The 16,883-nt window shown below is 61.1% G+C and carries 15 protein-coding genes; 11 read left to right on the top strand and 4 right to left on the bottom strand.

Features of this window, described 5'->3' with window-relative positions; genetic code table 11:
• Positions 1 to 58: 58 nt before the first annotated feature.
• Positions 59 to 466, bottom strand: coding sequence for a SufE family protein (locus U1A53_RS25765; protein ID WP_322284777.1), 408 nt, complete (start codon positions 464 to 466; stop codon positions 59 to 61).
• On the bottom strand, positions 463 to 3,045 hold the full coding sequence (locus U1A53_RS25770) for a protein kinase (RefSeq protein WP_322284778.1): 2,583 nt from the start codon (positions 3,043 to 3,045) through the stop codon (positions 463 to 465). Before U1A53_RS25770 ends, U1A53_RS25765 begins: the two co-directional genes overlap by 4 nt.
• A 179-nt stretch (positions 3,046 to 3,224) precedes the next feature.
• Between U1A53_RS25770 and U1A53_RS25775 the strand changes: the two genes are divergently transcribed.
• Positions 3,225 to 3,656 carry a YkgJ family cysteine cluster protein gene (locus U1A53_RS25775; RefSeq protein WP_322284779.1) on the top strand — a complete coding sequence of 144 codons (432 nt, stop codon included), beginning with the start codon at positions 3,225 to 3,227 and terminating at the stop codon, positions 3,654 to 3,656.
• A 6-nt stretch (positions 3,657 to 3,662) separates the two neighbouring features.
• On the opposite strand, the gene U1A53_RS25780 is transcribed toward U1A53_RS25775, so the two are convergent.
• Complete coding sequence (locus U1A53_RS25780) at positions 3,663 to 4,244, bottom strand: c-type cytochrome domain-containing protein (RefSeq protein ID WP_322284780.1); 582 nt, start codon at positions 4,242 to 4,244, stop codon at positions 3,663 to 3,665.
• A gap of 80 nt (positions 4,245 to 4,324) precedes the next feature.
• On the opposite strand from U1A53_RS25780, the gene U1A53_RS25785 reads away from it, so the two are divergent.
• The gene (locus U1A53_RS25785; RefSeq protein WP_322284781.1) at positions 4,325 to 5,191 is read left to right on the top strand and encodes an RluA family pseudouridine synthase; all 867 of its coding nucleotides are present in this window, start codon (positions 4,325 to 4,327) and stop codon (positions 5,189 to 5,191) included.
• Between the two features lie 19 nt (positions 5,192 to 5,210).
• Here U1A53_RS25785 and U1A53_RS25790 read toward each other — a convergent pair whose 3' ends face one another.
• On the bottom strand, positions 5,211 to 6,899 hold the full coding sequence (locus tag U1A53_RS25790) for a hypothetical protein (RefSeq protein ID WP_322284782.1): 1,689 nt from the start codon (positions 6,897 to 6,899) through the stop codon (positions 5,211 to 5,213).
• A 206-nt stretch (positions 6,900 to 7,105) separates the two neighbouring features.
• Here U1A53_RS25790 and U1A53_RS25795 point away from each other — a divergent pair, with 206 nt between their 5' ends.
• The 9 genes from U1A53_RS25795 to U1A53_RS25835 all read left to right on the top strand — a co-directional run bounded on the left by U1A53_RS25795 (position 7,106) and on the right by U1A53_RS25835 (position 16,871).
• Positions 7,106 to 8,284 (top strand): PQQ-binding-like beta-propeller repeat protein, encoded by a 1,179-nt coding sequence (locus tag U1A53_RS25795; protein WP_322284783.1) that lies wholly within the window; start codon positions 7,106 to 7,108, stop codon positions 8,282 to 8,284.
• Between the two features lie 66 nt (positions 8,285 to 8,350).
• Positions 8,351 to 9,559, top strand: a complete 1,209-nt coding sequence (locus tag U1A53_RS25800; RefSeq protein WP_322284785.1) for a 1-acyl-sn-glycerol-3-phosphate acyltransferase — start codon at positions 8,351 to 8,353, stop codon at positions 9,557 to 9,559.
• A complete protein-coding gene (locus U1A53_RS25805) occupies positions 9,556 to 10,191 on the top strand; it encodes a phosphatase PAP2-related protein (RefSeq protein ID WP_322284786.1) in 636 nt (211 codons plus the stop codon). Before U1A53_RS25800 ends, U1A53_RS25805 begins: the two co-directional genes overlap by 4 nt.
• Before the next feature lie 75 nt (positions 10,192 to 10,266).
• On the top strand, positions 10,267 to 10,929 hold the full coding sequence (locus tag U1A53_RS25810; RefSeq protein WP_322284787.1) for a hypothetical protein: 663 nt from the start codon (positions 10,267 to 10,269) through the stop codon (positions 10,927 to 10,929).
• A complete protein-coding gene (locus U1A53_RS25815; RefSeq protein WP_322284788.1) occupies positions 10,926 to 12,215 on the top strand; it encodes an MFS transporter in 1,290 nt (429 codons plus the stop codon). Before U1A53_RS25810 ends, U1A53_RS25815 begins: the two co-directional genes overlap by 4 nt.
• Positions 12,208 to 13,464, top strand: a complete 1,257-nt coding sequence (locus U1A53_RS25820) for a glycosyltransferase (protein WP_322284789.1) — start codon at positions 12,208 to 12,210, stop codon at positions 13,462 to 13,464. Before U1A53_RS25815 ends, U1A53_RS25820 begins: the two co-directional genes overlap by 8 nt.
• Positions 13,461 to 14,723: a glycosyltransferase gene (locus U1A53_RS25825; RefSeq protein ID WP_322284790.1), complete on the top strand. Its 1,263-nt coding sequence runs from the start codon at positions 13,461 to 13,463 to the stop codon at positions 14,721 to 14,723. Before U1A53_RS25820 ends, U1A53_RS25825 begins: the two co-directional genes overlap by 4 nt.
• Positions 14,724 to 14,729: 6 nt before the next feature.
• Complete coding sequence (locus U1A53_RS25830; protein ID WP_322284791.1) at positions 14,730 to 16,019, top strand: nucleotide disphospho-sugar-binding domain-containing protein; 1,290 nt, start codon at positions 14,730 to 14,732, stop codon at positions 16,017 to 16,019.
• A gap of 198 nt (positions 16,020 to 16,217) precedes the next feature.
• The gene (locus U1A53_RS25835; protein WP_322284792.1) at positions 16,218 to 16,871 is read left to right on the top strand and encodes an alpha/beta hydrolase; all 654 of its coding nucleotides are present in this window, start codon (positions 16,218 to 16,220) and stop codon (positions 16,869 to 16,871) included.
• Positions 16,872 to 16,883: the final 12 nt, after the last annotated feature.

Genomic DNA, 16,883 nt, shown 5'->3' on the forward strand with positions numbered 1-16,883 from the left:
GCAGAGTCAGACCTTTGTTTCCTCCGTTATCTTCTGTTCCAAAAATTCTTGGGAAGCATCAAGCGAACCGCTCCGCCATCTCGCGGATGAGTTTCCGCATGTTCGCGAGGCCGTTCAAACGTGTCGGCGAGAGCATTTTGGTGAAACCACAGCCTTCCCAGACTTTCGGATCGATGGTGACGACCTCTTGCGGATCGGAATCGGTGTAGAGTTCGCACAACAGCGCGGCGAGGCCTTTGACCATCGGGGATTCGGCATCACAGACGAAACGAGTGCGACCATCGACGAGTTCGCCGTGCAACCAGACGCGGGAAACGCAGCCGGGGACGAGATTCGCCTCGATCTTGTGCGCGGCATCCAGTTTCATCGACGCGCCGCGTGAGACGACGGCGTTCAGGCGCTCGTGCGGATCGTGGATGATGTTCAGGTCGTCGATGAGCGACTGCTGTTTCTCTGCCAGGGTCATTTGATCTTCGCGAGACGGCCCTTGCTCCAGTTCAAACCGGCCTGGATGGCCTCGTCGTTGGCGATGGCGGCGGCGAGTTTTTCCCAGATGGCGACGGCGTTGGCGAAAGCGGCCTTGGCCTCGGTTTTTTTTCCGGCGCTTTCGCTCGTGTGACCGAGCGAGCCATAAAGCTGCGCGAGCTGGCTGGCCCACATGCGGCGCTCCGGCGTGAGCTTCTCTGACGGCGGCTGCGCGGTGATGAGCGCTTCAAGGGATTCCACGGCCTGCTTCGCGATCGGAATGGCACCGCTGGTCTTGCCGCTGTCGGCCAGCAGTTCGGCGTATTCACCGCGCAGCTTGGCCAGCAGGAAGCCGTAGCGCGCGTTGGTCGGGTCATCCGCGAGGATTTCGTTCACCAGCTCGATGGCGTCCTGTTTCTTCTTGCTGGCTTCGGACGGACTGCCGGCATCGCGCGCGAGCGAGGCGAGGGCACCGTAAGTGCGAGAGAGGAAGTACTTCACCTCGGCCCACTCGGGCATGAGCCGGTTCAATTCGAGCAGGATGGGCAGGGCCTGGTTGTGCGCCTCCCTGGCATCAGCCCCGCTGAAATGACGCCCGATCAACTCGGCGAGCTCGGTGTAGGCCTCGGCGAGAAGAAGGGCCTGGTCCTGGTTGCGCGGACTGCTGCCGAGCACGAGTTCGCCCATGTCCTTCACGGAATCGATGAGCGTGTTGAGCGCGTCCTCGGTCTTGCCCGCGTCACGCTGGCTGATGCCCTTGGCAAACTTGGCACGGGCAAGGATGAATTTTTCGTCATTGATGAGGTCGTGCCCGATGAGCTTCGCATCAAGAATGGCCGGCACGCGTGCCATGGCCTGCTCGGAATCGGCCACGTCGCCGTTGCGCAAGGTGCGCAGGCCGTATTCGAGCCACGCACGGGCGCATTCGTTGCGCGCGAGGCGGTTTTTCGGATCGGCGGCCAGGCCTTTGTCGAGATTCTCCGTGGCGTCCTTCAGCAGCGTGAGTGAATCCGCGTGGCGTCCTTCACGACTGCGGATGTCGGAGAGCAGCAGGCTGTAACGGCCCAGCCACTGCTGGTAGAGTGCAATCTGCGCGCCTTCGCCGGCCCCCTGGCTGATCAATTCGAGGGCCTGCTCACGTGCCTTGGTGAGGAAGGTCACCGCCTGCACGCTGTTACGCAGCTTGAGGTGAAGCTGGCCGATGTTGCCATACGAGCGCAGCCGTTCGACCCCGAGCGTGGGCGATTGCTCCAGCGCCGGCAGTCCGCGCATGCAGTAGGCCAGCGCGTCGTTGAGCTGCTCCTTCTGAAATCCCGCCTCCATCTCGTTGCCCGTCGGTGTTTGCAGCAACTGGGTGAGGAACTGGTCCACGGCGTTCTGCGAGTTTTGCAGATTCTGGTCCGCCACGGCCTTCGCACTGCGCGAGATGTCACGTTCGGTCGTCAGCGTGGCGATGCGGTTTTCGCGGGCGTCGATCTCGATCTTGTGATTCGAGCCGAGGTTGTCGATGGTCTTCTCGGCCTTCTGTGCCCGGCGCAAGGTGACGAAGGCGTAGATGAAACTGAGGACAAAGATGGTCAGCAACGAGATGGCGGCCGTTTGCAGCGTGAGCACCTTCTTCGCCTGCTTCTGACGCTCGCGGACGGTCTGCTCACGTGACTCTTCCAGCAGGTAGTCGCCTTCGAGCACCTCGAACTCGCGCACGACCTCGCGCATGTCCGCCCAGCGCGCGGCGGGATTCAGATCGAGGGCGCGTTCGATGATGTTGCGGCGGCGCTCGTCCCATTTCGACTGCGCGGGATGCGGCCAGACAACCTTTGGCTGCGATTTGACCGCAGCGAGCAGCGCATTGCTGTCGATCTGCACCGCAAGACCCGCCGCGGCCTGCTGCCGGGCGCGCTCGATCTCGCTCTCCCACATTTCCGCACCACGCGGCAGGATGCCATTGAGCAGACGGTACGCCAGCACGCCGAAACTGTACACATCCCACGTCGGCCCGTAGCCCGCGAACACACCATCCGGATTCTCCGCCTGTTCCGGGCAGAGATGCACGAAGTGATCCGTCAGTTCGAGATGATGAATGCCGCCCACCCAGCCCTGCGCGATGTCAGTGAGGCGGATCGAGGACTCCACATCGTCCTCCAGCAGCACGTTGGACGGACGCAGGTTACCGTGCGGAATGCCGTGCTTGTGCAGCCAGGCCAGCGCATCGGACACCTCGTAAATATGCCGCCAGGCCTGCTCGGGTGGCAATCCATTGCAGGCAGACTCGAGCGTGGGCGTCTGCCATTGGCGGCGGCCGTGGCTGTCCTTCGTCATCACGCCGACCAGCGGCATGACGCAGAAGTAGGGCGTCTTGTCAAAACTGTAGCTCTCCACCGGCAGCACCCCGCGATGATGCGGCATCTGCTGCAAGGCACGGAAGGCGGTGGCCAGAGCCTTGCGGTTGATCGCCATCGAGCTGAACACTTTCACCGCGCAGGCCTTGCCGTTCGCGGACACCGCTCGATAAACGGCCCCACACCTCCCGCTGCCGACCAGGTCCTGCAATTCATGTCCGGCGATATCGGGCAGGCTCATGCGTGATTCAGTGGTCTCGGGTGGGTGAAGGTTGAACCCGGATGCCTCGGAATCAAAGGCTGGAGCGACATCTGGGGCGCGTACGATGGGGGCGGAATGGGAAATCTCAAATCTCAAATGCCGCTTTGCAAAAATCGCGTGCCACAACTGCCAGCACGGCCATGCTGGCTGGACGCCGCATGAAAAACCCGAAGCCCGACCACCGCATCGAAATCGAGGCGATCTATGCCGAGCTGGAGCGCCGTCCCCTGCCCCGCACCTGCGAGATGCGCACCGGATGCTGCCACTTTCGCCTCACTGGCCGAACGCCGCTGCTCACCAAAGGGGAGGCGCTGTATTCGGCCCAAGGTGTGCGCGCCAGTGGTCGCAAGACGCTCAAACCGCACCTCGATGGTGCCTGTCCGCTGTTGGGTCGTGATGGCCGCTGCACCATCTATGCGCACCGCCCTTTCGGCTGCCGTACCCACTTCTGCGCCGAAGCCGGCGGCATGTACCCGCGCAAACACGTCGCTGATCTCATCCAGCGCCTCGAAGCCCTCGACGAACGACTCGGTGGCGACGGCTCACGCCCGCTGGAAGCGGCGGTCAGTGCTGTGCTGGCGGAGAAATGACCGTGATCACGGCGCGGCACAGTCACGCGCCAGTTTCTGGCTCTCCGCAGAGAGCTTCGCCAGCGGATACGGCACCTCGGCGGCGTTCGCCGGCATGCGCAGGACGACGTTTTCGCCCTCCAGACGCACAAAGCCCGCCTTGATCGTTTTGCCCTCCAAATTCGTCCAGCTCATGATCGGCGGCAGGTCTTTTTTCGGCGCGGTCGTGGCGACGGCCAGTTTGGGCGCGTCCTTGTCAAAACTCGCGCCCTCCGAGATCCATTCCGTGATCTTCTTGATGTCACTGGCCGAGAGCTGGTCGTCCGGCGGCATGTGGCGTTCGTGATTCGCGTTCACGATGACCTCCAAGAAGTGGCTCTCCGCCGGCTTGCCGGGCCGGATCTGCGCCACGTCGTTGTCGGCGATGTCGAGCTTGAAGGTTTCCAGCACGTCAAACACGAAGCCCCCCTTCCGCTTTTTGTTCTTCTCGCTGTGGCACTCGTAGCAGTTCTTCTCCAAGATCGGCTGGATGTCCTTCTTGAAATCGGCGGCGCCCGCCGTGACGGCACAAAGGAACGAAATGAGCAGGGTGTGACGAGGCAGAAACATGGGGCGCGTTGGGGTCTGAGGACAACGTGCCATCCCGCTTTTCCTTAGCCAGCAACTTCTTCCCGTGGCATGAACGTCCCATGCCCCCCCAGCACACCGTTACTGAAGCCGCCGAACTCCTGCCCTTTCTCTTCGAGAACTGGCCCGACATGAAGCGCACCCGCATCAAGCAGTGGCTCAAATTCGGCAGCGTCCGCGTGAACGACCACTCCGTCACCCGACACGACCACAAGCTCAAGCCCGGCGACAAAATCACCATCAAGGTCGGGCACGCCCCGCAAAAGGCCGCCCCGCCCATGCCCTCCGGCCTCAGCATCGTGCATGAGGACGAGGCCATCATCGTGCTGAACAAAGGCTCCGGCTGGCTCACCGTCGCCACCGACTCCGGCAACGGCCGCACCGCCTACGCCGCCCTCACCGATCACGTCCGCGCCACCGACGCCCGCAACCGCGTCTGGATCGTCCACCGCCTCGACCGCGACACCTCCGGCCTCATCGTTTTTGCCAAGACCGAGCCCTACAAGCGCGTGCTCCAGCAGAACTGGCATCGCTTCGACAAAACCTACCTCGCCATCGTCGAAGGGGTCATGAAACGCGATTCCGGCACCCTGCGCTGCCACCTCAACGAAGAATTCTCCCTCCGCGTCCGCAGCGTCCCGCCCGGCGAAGACACCCGCGAGGCCATCACCCACTTCAAGGTGCTCAAACGTACGCACAACTCGACGCTCGTCGAGTTGAAGCTCGAAACCGGCCGCCGCCACCAACTCCGCGTCCACCTCTCCGACATGGGCCACCCCATCGTCGGCGACAAGCCCTACGGTGCCAAAACCGACCCCGCCAGACGCCTCGCCCTCCACGCCAGCGAACTGCGCTTCATCCATCCTGCGACCGATGAAAAAATGTTCTTCGAGCTGCCGCTGCCGGGCGTGCTCGCGAAGCTGGTGTGAAACTGCGGACTGCCAGACGCTAATAAACGCGGAGGCGAAGGAAATACCTGCTGGCACCGAGCGGAATCGGCTGGGTCACGGTGACAGGGCTGCCGGGAGCACCTGGATGGGTGGCGACATGAATCCATGAACTAAGATCGCTGGAGGCTTCGGTGATGTAGGTCAGATCCAGGCTCTCACGTTGAAAACTGAACAACAAATCCGTCCCATCTTTCGTCAAGGTCGTGATGGGAAGCTGCACGGCGGGTCTTGAGCCAACAGCAAAGAGTTTTCCCCGAGCGATGGCATAGACGGTGCCATCAGGGCCGATGAGCGTCGGAGTGTACGGTTGCAGGCCCGCAGTCGCGATCACGAGGCTTGAATAGGTGCCGGTCACGAGATTCCAGCGGTAGAGGTTTCCATCCTCGTTGTTGGCGTAGATGGCTTTGCCGGGCACATCGACGACGGTGCTGTTGATGCACCATTCGTCGTTGTTGATGCCCGGGCTGGCCAGGGTCATGACTTCCAGCATATCCGTTTCACCCGTGAGGGGATCGGTCTGCGCGACATTGGGGTCGAGGATGGCGATCTTGTTCAGGCCTCCTGGGTAGCTGTAACTGTTGTACTTGGTAAACAGCAGGTAGGTGGAGCCGGCGGCGGAAGTGTAGCCAGGAACAATACTGGCTGGCACGACTGCGGCGGTGGTGTCCCAGCCGAAGCCGCCGATGAGTTTCACCGTCTGCAGATCGGCCGAGAAATGCTGCAGCCGGCCACGGCTGTAGCTTCCGCTGATGTTGGTGCCGAGATAGACATCGCCATCGGGGCCGACCGTGGGAGAAGCGGTGGAAATGCCCAGGACTCCAGAAAGGACGCCGGTGGCATTCAGCGGAGTGAGAGTGGTGCTGTCGAACTGCACCAGCTTGCCTTCGGTTCCGCTGCCATAGTCACCGCCGTTGTTGAAGACGACGTAGAGCTTGGCGCCGTCCGCAGTCAGCGCCGGGGCGGTGTTCAACGATGTCTGGAGGCAGCCCGAGACGGTGCTGGCGATGGCATGGCTGCCGACCCCTGCCGACGAAATGCGTGCGATGCCGCCACCTTGAGGAAGCAGTGGCGTGTTGGCGGCCACTTGAAAACCAAAGTACAGATTGCCTGCGGCATCGGCCGTGATGGGCGTGTTGATTTTGACGCTGGCGTCATACGCAGCCTTGTCGGCCAGATAGGCCGTGCAACCGGGGGTGTTGTCAAAGAAGGCGAGCTTGCCAGTGGCGGTGGCAGCCGCCTGATCAGCGTCATCGCGCCAGTCCAGGGTGCCGCCGGCTGCGGGAATATAGACGCGGTAGGCGGTCGGCGATGTCTTGACCAGCATCGGTGAAAAGTTCGGCCGCCAAACGGATGCCGGGGCGATGTAATCCGTCGCCTGGGACCACCGCAGTGAGCCATCGAATCCACGCCGGCCTTCGACCACGAAATCGGCACCAACTCCGGTGGTCACGGGAACGATGACGGTATTGCCTGCGGTGATCGTGGGCGTCCCGTAATGAGTGTACGTGCCTGGATTGAGATCTACCGGCGTCTGCCACAGGATCTGCGTGAGCGCACGGCCCTGGACACTGGAGATGGCGGTATGCTGGGCATTGCCACCGAACATCGGCCAGTCAGCGAACATCGGCATCGGTGTGCTGGCCGTGGCAAGCAGCACGAGCATCAAAATTCTGGAGAGGAGGTTCATGGCAGCGCGCAAAGAAGTGACTATGGCCCGTCATCTGACAAGGATACGTCGCCAAACGTCAATGCTTTTGATGGCAGCAGGCGAAGTGTCGGCTGGAACCGGAGCGGTCAGCGCATCAGAAGTTTTGCTGGCTGGCAGGATTCTTCGAAAAATAATCTTCGAGTTAACGCTGCCAGTGAGTTTATTGAACTGATCCAGTCCCTCGCATGAAAATACTGATCTTTTCTCTCCTCGCCCTCACGACCGTCACCCAAGCCGCTGACTGGCCGATCTGGCGCGGGCCAAATCACGACGGCATTTCGGCAGAGAAGCTGGCCGGAACAGAAGTGAAGAAGCTCTGGAACGCGCAGATCGGCATCGGCTTCGCCTCGTTCACCGTCGCGGATGGACGCGTTTACACGACGGGACATGCGAATGACAAGGACACCGTGTTCTGCTTCGACGCAGTCAGTGGCAAACAGGTGTGGAAGCAGGTGTATGCCGCCGATCTGGGCGACAAGTATTACGAAGGCGGCACCTCGGCCACACCGACGATTGAAGACGGCAAGGCGTATCATTTGAGCCGCTGGGGCGATCTGTTCTGCTTCGACGCGGCCACAGGAAAGATCGTGTGGCAGAAGAACATCCAGAAGGAAACGGAGGCGGATATTCCTGACTGGGGTTTCGCGGGTTCGCCGCTCGTTTCCGGCAAGCTGCTCATCCTGAACGTCGGCAAAGCGGGCACGGCGGTCGAAAAAACCACCGGCAAGCTGGTTTGGAAATCAGACACGGCCAATGCAGGCTACTCCACGCCCTACCCGATCAATGTGAATGGCAAAGCACAGGTCGTGCTGGGCTCCGGACGCGCTTACAAGGGCGTCGATCCCACCAACGGCACCGTGTTGTGGGAGCACACCTGGTCCACCAGCTACGGCGTGAACGCGGCGGACCCGATCCTCAGCGGCACGAAGCTCTTCATCTCCTCTGGCTACAACAAAGGCTGCGCCCTGCTCGATCTCGCCTCCGCACAACCCACCGAAGTCTGGCGCAGCCGGGTGATGAAGAATCAATTCAACTCCTCCGTGCTGATCGAGGGCCATCTCTACGGCAGCGATGGCGATGAGGGCAAAACCGCGTCGCTCAAATGCATCGACTTCGCCACCGGCACGGAAAAGTGGAGCGAGGCCAGCACCGGCTTCTGCTCGCTCATGGCGGCGGATGGCAAACTCCTCATCGTCACCGCCAAGGGCGAATTGATCATCGCCAAGGCCAATCCGGCCAAGTTCGAGCCCATTTCCCGCACCCAAGTGCTCACCGGGCGCTGCTGGAGCGCTCCCGTTCTGGCGAATGGCCGCATCTACGCACGCAACGCGACGGGCCAGATGGTGTGCCTGGGCGTCAATTGACGCCGTCGATACAACCTCGGCTTTTATCAATTCGAGGAATGGCGTCAGGATGAGCACGGTTGCGCCATGCAACAGCTCATCATCGACAAGCCCTATCGTTTCATTCCTTCCCGCAACAGCCGCTTCTGGAGCGCGCTGGTTCATCTCTGGCTGCCGGGGCATCTGCGAAAGGCCTATGGCATCGAATCCTGCGAATGCGTCGGCGCGGAGCGGCTGCGAGACTCGCTGAACGCAGGTCATGGCGTGCTGCTGGCGGCGAATCACTGCCGGCCCGGTGACCCGATGGTGATCGCACGCAGCCTGCGGCCGCATGTGCGCTGCGATTTCAGCACGATGGCGAGCTGGCATATTTTTCATCAGAGCCGCATGCAGTCGTTCCTGCTGCCGCGCATGGGCGGATTCAGCATGTATCGCGAAGGGATGGACCGCGAGTCGTTGAATCATGCCACGCAGATTCTTGGCGAGGCACGGCGACCGCTGGTCGTGTTTCCCGAAGGCTTCATCACGCGCAGCAACGATCATCTGGCGAACCTGATGGACGGTGTGGCCTTCATGGCGCGGCTGGGAGCCAAAATGGCGGCAAAGATCGACCCGAAACGCAAGGTGGTGATTCATCCGACCTTCCTGCGCTATTTCTTCGAGGGCGATCTCGAATCAACACTGCGCCCGGTGCTCAAGGACATCGAAACGAAGCTCACCTGGCAGCCGCAAACGCATCTTTCCATGCGGGAACGTATCGCGAAACTCGGTGAGGCGCTGCTGTCGCTCAAAGAGATCGAGTATCTCGGCGCCACCCGCAGCGGATCGCTGGCGGAGCGTGTTGGGACGTTGATCGACCATCTGCTTTCACCGTTGGAAGCACGCTGGCTCAAAGCTCCGCGTCGTGACAAAGACACCATGGAGCGCATCAAGGCGCTGCGCACCGCCATCGTGCCTGATCTGCACGACGAAACTCTCTCCGAGGCCGATAAAACCGCGCGCTGGCGGCAACTGGCCGATCTCTACCTCGTGCAGCAGCTGCACTGCTATCCTGGCAGCTATCTCGACACCTCGGAGTCGCCGGAACGCCTGCTGGAAACGGTCGAGCGTTTTGAAGAAGACCTGACCGATGTGGCACGTCCGCATCCACCGATGCGAGCCGTCGTGATGATCGGCGAAGCGATTGAAGTCTCACCCGAACGGCCACGCGGCGTGCCTGCCGATCCCGTCACGCTCGAAATCCGCCAGCGTCTCGAATCGCTCATGGCCCAATCCCTCTCCCATCGCAAATCATGAACCTCACCACCATCCTCATCCGCATCGGCGTCGTCGCGCTGGCGCTCGGCGCCTGGCATTGGACGCAAATCCTCATCGCCCGCAAAAGCACACCGCGTCACGGCCTCGGCGATCTCGTTCACGATCTCACCGCCCGCTGGCATGGCTGGCTCAGCGTGAATGATCTTGCGGCGAACCGGCTGCTCATCGTGAGCTCGTTTTTCATCGACGTGCTGGCGCTGTCTGTCATCGCGCTGGCGGTGTTTGGCGGCAGCTTCGCGCCGTTCGTTGCGCTGCTCATTCTGTTTGGCCTGCGGCAGCTTTCACAGGCCATCTGCACGCTGCCGCCGCCTCCCGGCATGATCTGGCGGCATCCGGGCAGCCCTTCACTGCTGGTGACGTATGAGGTGGGGAATGACTTCTTTTTCTCCGGCCACACGGCGCTGGCCGTGCTCGGCGCGCTGGAACTCGCGCACGTCGGCCCGCTGTGGCTTGGCATCACCGTCGCCGTGATCGCGGTAGGTGAAATGGCCACGGTTCTGGTGCTGCGGGCGCATTACACGCTGGACGTGATCGCCGGGGCTGCGGTAGCCTTCTTTGCCTATCACATCGCGGGCAATGTCTCGCCTGCGATTGATGCCTGGCTGCGTTGATCATGCCTTTTCTCAATACAAACTCAAAAACGGTCGATTGGTCGATCTGATCTCCGCGCTGGAAGCTGCCCTCGCATGAAAACACATCCTTCACCCGCGATCCCGCTCTGGCTCAAAGTGTCCTACACCGCCTTCATGGCGGTTTTGATTCCCGTTTACTGGTATCACTACGGTCCGACGAACTTCCTCTACTTCTGTGACATCGCGCTGCTGCTCACGCTCGTCGGCGTGTGGCTGGAAAAGCCGCTGCTCATCTCGCTGCCCGCCGTGGGTATCTTGATGCCACAGGCGTTGTGGTGTGTGGATTTCGTGGTGCAATTCACTGGCAACAAAATGACCGGCATGACGTCCTACATGTTTGATGAAACGAAGCCGCTGTTCCTGCGCGGTTTGTCGCTGTTCCACGGCTGGCTGCCGTTTCTGCTGCTCTTTCTCGTCTTCAAGCTCGGCTATGACCGTCGCGCTTTGAAAGGCTGGACGGCCTCGGCGTCGGGTTTGTGTCTTGCCGCTTTCTTCCTGTTCCCAAAAGCAGGCGAAACGCTGCCGGACCCGAATCTGCCGCGCAACATCAACTACGTCTTCGGCATGGACGATGCGCAGCCGCAGACTTGGATGAGTGCGGAGCTTTATCTTGTGACATGGATCGCGCTGCTGATCATCCTCGTGTTTATTCCCACGCACTTTCTTTTGAAGAAAATCTGCCCCACGCCTGCCCAAGCCGCCGCCAAACGCGCATGAACCCTTCTCCCTCCCCGATCACCGAAACCCACTGGAAGCGCGGCTTCTGGTGCCTGATGGGCACGCAATTCCAAGGAGCGTTTTCCGACAACGTGCTCAAGTGGCTGGTCATCTACCTCGTCATTGCGCAGAAGATGCCGAAGGAGCAGCTCGACAGCCTGGTGTCTGACTCGGGCATGTACTTTGCGATCCCGTTCCTGCTGCTCTCGATGTTTGGCGGCTGGATGGCGGACCGTTTCAGCAAACGGCATGTGATGATCGGCGTGAAGACGATGGAGATCGGCATCATGGTCTTCGCCACCTATGCGCTGGCCTCGGGCAAGATGGGACTGCAACTCGCCAGCATCTGCCTCATGGGCGTTCATAGCGCCTTCTTCGCCGCGTCGAAATATGGCTCGCTGCCTGAGGTCGTCCCGCCAAAGAAACTCTCGTGGGCCAATGGCGTGATCGAGATGCTCACCTTTCTCGCGGCGATCTTCGGCACGCTGGCCGCCGCGTGGCTGGCGGAGAGCTTTGCGGGCAAGCCGGCGTGGTCAGGCGGCATTCTGCTCGTCCTGGCGACTATCGGCTGGCTGATGAGCCTGGGCATCACGCGTGTTCCTGCCGCGAGTCCTCACAAACCGCTGCGCATCAACTTCCTCGGCGATTTGTGGCGTGAATTCCGCTGGATGCGCACGGATCGCGACCTGTGGCGTGCGAATCTCGGCAACACAGGGTTCTTTTTTATCGCCGTGCTGTTGCAGATGAACCTCGTTCTCTACGCGGAGCAGGTCATGCACATCAAGCCGATGGAAAACAGCGCCTTGCAGGTCGCGCTCGCCATCGGCATGGCCGCTGGCAGTCTGCTGGCGGGCAAATTGAGCGGCGATCACGTCGAGTATGGCCTCATCCCGCTCGGTGCCTTCCTCATGGCCGCGATGGGCTTCGCACTCGGCATCGAGGACATTTCCAAGTCAATTTTTACCGTCTGCCTCACTCTGCTGGGCATCGGCGGCGGCATGTTCATCGTGCCGCTGGCTGCGGTGCTTCAACATCGTCCACCGGCAGATCGCAAAGGCTCGGTGCAGGGCGCGGCTTCGTGGTTGTCATGGGTGGGCATCAGCGCGGCGGCCTTGCTGCAAAAGGAACTGAACATCCGTCTCGGCTGGACGCCCGGAGACATTTTCTGGTTCTGCGGAGCCTGCGCGGTGGTGGCGGGCGTCTATGTGACGATGTCGCGACCGACGGCACTGCCTGCGTTGCTCAAACGCTGGTCGCATGGCAGGCTGGATACCGGACATGGCTGAGATTCTCCTCCTTCCCTTCGGCAGCGCCGGTGATGTGTTTCCCTTCATCTGGCTGGGACGGCATCTCATGGCACGCGGACATCGTGTGACGATGATCACCGCGTGTTTGTTTGAGGAGCAGGCGCGCAAGGCGGGGCTGAATTTCATCCCGCTGGGCGAAAAAGACGAATTCGAGGCCATGATCCGCGATCCGCGCATCTGGAAGCTCGGTCATGGCACGAAGGTCGTGTTTGAATTCGCCGCGAAGTCCGTGGAGCCGTATCTTGCGGCCATCGAGAGCTGCGGGAGAGTCGATCTGATGCTCGCCCCGGTCACCGCCTTCGCCGCACGTCTTGCACACGAGAAGCACGACACGCCGCTGATCACGGTGCATCTACAGCCTGCGGTGTTTCTGAGCGTGCATGAGACGCCGCTGCTGCATCCGGCCATGCGTCTGCTCCGTCGCATGCCCGTGTGGTTCAAGAGGGTGCTGTTCTCGCTGCCGAACCCGGTCGATCTCTTCGCGCTGCCCAAAGTGCGGCGCATCTGCCAGGAGCATGGTGTGAAACCGCCCAAAAGCCTCTGGCGGGAGTGGTGGGACTCGCCGGACGGCGTTCTTGCGCTCTTTCCCGAATGGTTTGCCAAACCACAACCCGACTGGCCGGCGAATCTGCTGCAATGGACATTCCCTTTGGAGGACTTGGCGACTGAGCAGGCGCTCAAACCGGAGTTACAGACGTTTCTAGCCCCCGGTGAGCGTCCGGTCGTGTTCACACCAGGCAGTGCGAATGTTCAAGCATCACGTTTCTTCGCCGTCGCTGCTGAAGCCGTGCGTCGCATTGGTTGCCGAGCGGTTTTTGTCACGCGGGAGCCGAAGCAAGTGCCGCCGAATCTGCCTGCGAGCATTCTCACAGTCGACTATGCACCGTTCAGCACACTGCTGAAGCACGCGTCAGCCTTTGTGCATCACGGCGGCATTGGCACGATGTCCCAGGGACTCGCGGCCGCTGTGCCGCAACTCATCATGGCAATGGCGCACGACCAACCGGACAATGCGGACCGTTTGGAACGCCTCGGCGCCGGCATCGGCCTCAGTGTGCGGCAGTTCACACCAGTCCGGGTGGCGCGTGAGTTGAAGCGGCTGATGGACGAAATGTCATTTCGCCAATCTGCGGCGAAATGCGCAGCACAGCTCGCAGAATCGGGTGACGTGAACCGTTTGTTGCGCTGGATTGAAGAACGTGTGAACCCCGCCCAAACCATGTCATGAGTCACGTGCTGCTGCTGCCCTATGGGACTGCTGGAAGCATCTACCCATTCGTCTGGCTGGGCAGATTGCTCCGGCAACGCGGCCACCGCGTGACACTGGTGACGGCGGGGGTTTATCGGGAAACCGTGCTCAGCGCCGGCCTGGAATTCGCCCCGGTCGAGGACGACGAGCTGGAAAAGATGCTGCACAATCCAATGATGTGGCAGGGAGATGTCGGGTCACTGGTGTCCTACCGCCACGCAGGACGCTCCACCGCCGGCTATGTGAAGGCGGTGGAAAAGCTGATCGCAAACGGCGGCGCGCCGGACCTGATGCTGGCGCCGATGATCTGCTTCGGCGCGCGGTTACTGCGCGAAAAACTGGGCATCCCGCTTGTGACGGTGCATCTCTACCCGATGATGTTTGTGAGCGCGCATGAGCCTCCGCTGGCCCTGCCGGGGTTCCGTCTGTTGCAGATGCTGCCGCTCTGGATCCGCAAGGCAGTGCTCGCATTCCCGAACCCGTTGGATTTTTTTGCCCTGCCTGCGGTTCGTACATGCTGCGCGGCGCATGGTGTACGTAAACCGTGGAGCCTGTGGAAGCAGTGGTGGCACTCTCCTGATGGAGTGCTGGCTCTATTTCCGGAATGGTACACGAAACCGCAGCCCGACTGGCCGAAAAATCTGCTGCAATGGGATTTCCCGCTGGAAGACATGGTGGCGGAATGCCCCCTGGAGCCGGAACTGGAGGCGTTTCTGGAGGCGGGGGAGAAACCGGTGCTCTTCACGCCTGGAACCGGTCACTTTCATGCCAACCGCTTCTTTGAAACGGCAGCCGCCCTGGTGAGACAGCTCGGCTACCGCGCCGTATTTCTGACGCGCAAGCCAGAGCAGGTGCCAGAGAACCTGCCGGACTCTATTTTCGTGACACGCTACGCGCCATTCAGCCTACTGCTGCCGCGCTCACGGGCATTCGTGCATCACGGCGGCATCGGCACCGTGGCTCAATGCATCGCAGCGGGCATTCCGCAGCTCATGGTGGCGATGGCACTGGACCAACCGGACAACGCTGGCCGCGTGGAGCGGCTGGGCGTCGGACTTGGTACGCGCATGGGGCGTTTTTCTGTGAGGCAGGCGTTGCCGCTGCTGCAACGGTGCATTGAAGATAACGGCATCGCACGAAATGCGGAGCAATTGGCCGCACGCATGAATCCTCGACGCGACACGGCGCCGTTGCTGGCGTGGCTGGAAGAACACATGGGCAACCCCGCAACCCGCTGACGACTGATGGCCAAAATCGTTCTTCTCCCACACGGGACCGCCGGTGATGTGCTGCCGTACATCTGGCTGGGCCGGCTGCTGTTGAGACGCGGTCACCAGGTGTCGATGATCTGGATCGAATCGTTTCGCAAGGCCGCCGAACGGGCCGGTTTGAAGTATGTGGCGATGAAGGACGACGGATTTGACGAGATTCTGAAAAATCCCCTGCTGTGGAAGCCGCACCAAGGCCTGAAGCTCGGTTTTGAATACGCCGGACGCTGCATCGGAGACTGCATCGCCGCCTTCGAGGAAGACATGGAGCGCGATGGCAGGCCGGATCTGCTCGTGGCTCCAAACATCAACTTCGCGGCGCATCTCCTGCGCGAAAAACTCGGTGTGCCGTTGGTATCCGTGGTGCTGCATGCCATGGCCTTTGTCAGCGCGCATGAGGTGCCTGGCGGTCTTCCCGCAGGCGGCCTTCTACGCATGCAGCCGCTGTTCCTGCGCAGGATCATTCTTTCCCTGGCGGCACCGTATGACCGCCATGCTCTCCCAACCGTCCGCCGGTATTGTTTGGAGCACGGAGTCAAACCGCCGCGCCATCTCCAACGCGGATGGTGGCACTCCCCGGATGGTGTGCTGGCGCTCTTTCCCAAATGGTATGCCAAACCTCAACCGGACTGGCCCAAGAATACTTTTCAATGGGATTTCCCTCTCGAAGATCTGGCCGAGACCAAGCCGTGCGACCCCGCCTTGAACGCGTTTCTTGAGGCCGGCGAAAAACCTGTGGTCTTCACCTTGGGCACCGGCTTCCTGCATGCACGGCAGTTCTTTGACACAGCCGCGGCACTTGTGGCAAGGCTTGGTTGCAGGGCCGTTTTTGTGACACGCGACCGCGAGCAAGCACCCGCATTGCCGCCCGCTTCGATTTTTGTGGCCGCCTACGCGCCATTCAGCACCCTGCTCCCGCGTGCTGCGGCTTTTGTACACCACGGTGGCATCGGCACCCTGTCGCAATGCTTCGCCGCAGGCTTGCCACAGTTCATCGTCTCCATGGCGTTCGATCAGCCGGACAATGCCGAGCGTGTCCGCCGCCTGGGCGTAGGAGACAGTCTGGACATCCGCCATTTCAACGTCCGAAAGGCGGAACCGCTGCTAAAGCGCTGCCTGGAGAACGAGATCATGCGCCAAAAAGCGGCTGAAGTGCAGCGGCGGGTGCTGCACCGTCCTGACGAAGCTGCCCTCATTGACTGGCTGGAGTCCCGAATGCATCCGCAAAAGCAGCCTCATTCCTATTCGCCCACCATGCGCCTATGATCCCCCGCATCATCCGCGATTCGTACGCGATCCATCACTATGAAAACACCTGGTTTGGCATGCGGAACAGACTGGCCAACATTTTCTTGCGCCATTCGCAGCTCATAAAGGCCCACCGCAAGGGCCGGTCTGCGAACTGACGAAGCTCGTATCTGCCCGGCACACTGCTGTCATCAACCCACGATCAAACAGAATCTCATGGATGCGCCAGTTTACCTCATTCCTGGACTGGGTGCCGACAGCCGCACGTACCACGGTGCGTGGCAGGATCTGCCCGGCTGCATCTGCACCGACTGGCCCGAGTATCATGGTGAATCTGACATCCCCGCAGTCGCCAGGTTCATGGCCGAGGCCTGGCAGATTCCCGATGGGGCGGTTCTCGTCGGCACCTCGTTCGGCGGTGTGATTGCCTGCGAAATTGCCAGGATCAGATCAGTTCGCTCACTCATCCTTGTCGCCAGCGGGGAAAATAGCGGCGAATTCAAAAAAACGAAAAACATGCGCCTGCTGACGCGCATCGTGCCTCTGCCATTGCTGCAGTTGCTTTTCAGACGCCTTGAAAACCTTCTGGAGCGCTCGGTTGGAAGACAGCCGGTGCCTTTCACCCGGGCGGTGCTGGATTCCATCCGGATGTTCAGCGTCTGTCAGGCGTCATTCTATCGGACCATGTTTCCGGCCATTGCCAGGTGGGCAGGACTCGCCGCTTGCACAGTCAGGCCGGTGAGGATTCATGGCAGGCGTGACTCCGTCATTCCCATGCCATCCGAGGTGGATTTGGTTTTGGATGGCGGGCATTTGATCGTCATGACGCATGCCCAGGAGTGCGTGGACTTCATCAGATCGGGGCTGTAGCACGGGTTCGTG

Source organism: Prosthecobacter sp., from assembly GCF_034366625.1.
Classification (GTDB): domain Bacteria; phylum Verrucomicrobiota; class Verrucomicrobiia; order Verrucomicrobiales; family Verrucomicrobiaceae; genus Prosthecobacter.

What these genes read in the sequence shown, in the direction of transcription:
- U1A53_RS25765 (WP_322284777.1), bottom strand. Translation starts at nt 466, where the DNA reads ATGACCCTGGCAGAGAAACAGCAGTCGCTCATCGACGACCTGAACATC.
- U1A53_RS25770 (WP_322284778.1), bottom strand. Translation starts at nt 3,045, where the DNA reads ATGAGCCTGCCCGATATCGCCGGACATGAATTGCAGGACCTGGTCGGC.
- U1A53_RS25775 (WP_322284779.1), top strand. Translation starts at nt 3,225, where the DNA reads ATGAAAAACCCGAAGCCCGACCACCGCATCGAAATCGAGGCGATCTAT.
- U1A53_RS25780 (WP_322284780.1), bottom strand. Translation starts at nt 4,244, where the DNA reads ATGTTTCTGCCTCGTCACACCCTGCTCATTTCGTTCCTTTGTGCCGTC.
- U1A53_RS25785 (WP_322284781.1), top strand. Translation starts at nt 4,325, where the DNA reads ATGCCCCCCCAGCACACCGTTACTGAAGCCGCCGAACTCCTGCCCTTT.
- U1A53_RS25790 (WP_322284782.1), bottom strand. Translation starts at nt 6,899, where the DNA reads ATGAACCTCCTCTCCAGAATTTTGATGCTCGTGCTGCTTGCCACGGCC.
- U1A53_RS25795 (WP_322284783.1), top strand. Translation starts at nt 7,106, where the DNA reads ATGAAAATACTGATCTTTTCTCTCCTCGCCCTCACGACCGTCACCCAA.
- U1A53_RS25800 (WP_322284785.1), top strand. Translation starts at nt 8,351, where the DNA reads ATGCAACAGCTCATCATCGACAAGCCCTATCGTTTCATTCCTTCCCGC.
- U1A53_RS25805 (WP_322284786.1), top strand. Translation starts at nt 9,556, where the DNA reads ATGAACCTCACCACCATCCTCATCCGCATCGGCGTCGTCGCGCTGGCG.
- U1A53_RS25810 (WP_322284787.1), top strand. Translation starts at nt 10,267, where the DNA reads ATGAAAACACATCCTTCACCCGCGATCCCGCTCTGGCTCAAAGTGTCC.
- U1A53_RS25815 (WP_322284788.1), top strand. Translation starts at nt 10,926, where the DNA reads ATGAACCCTTCTCCCTCCCCGATCACCGAAACCCACTGGAAGCGCGGC.
- U1A53_RS25820 (WP_322284789.1), top strand. Translation starts at nt 12,208, where the DNA reads ATGGCTGAGATTCTCCTCCTTCCCTTCGGCAGCGCCGGTGATGTGTTT.
- U1A53_RS25825 (WP_322284790.1), top strand. Translation starts at nt 13,461, where the DNA reads ATGAGTCACGTGCTGCTGCTGCCCTATGGGACTGCTGGAAGCATCTAC.
- U1A53_RS25830 (WP_322284791.1), top strand. Translation starts at nt 14,730, where the DNA reads ATGGCCAAAATCGTTCTTCTCCCACACGGGACCGCCGGTGATGTGCTG.
- U1A53_RS25835 (WP_322284792.1), top strand. Translation starts at nt 16,218, where the DNA reads ATGGATGCGCCAGTTTACCTCATTCCTGGACTGGGTGCCGACAGCCGC.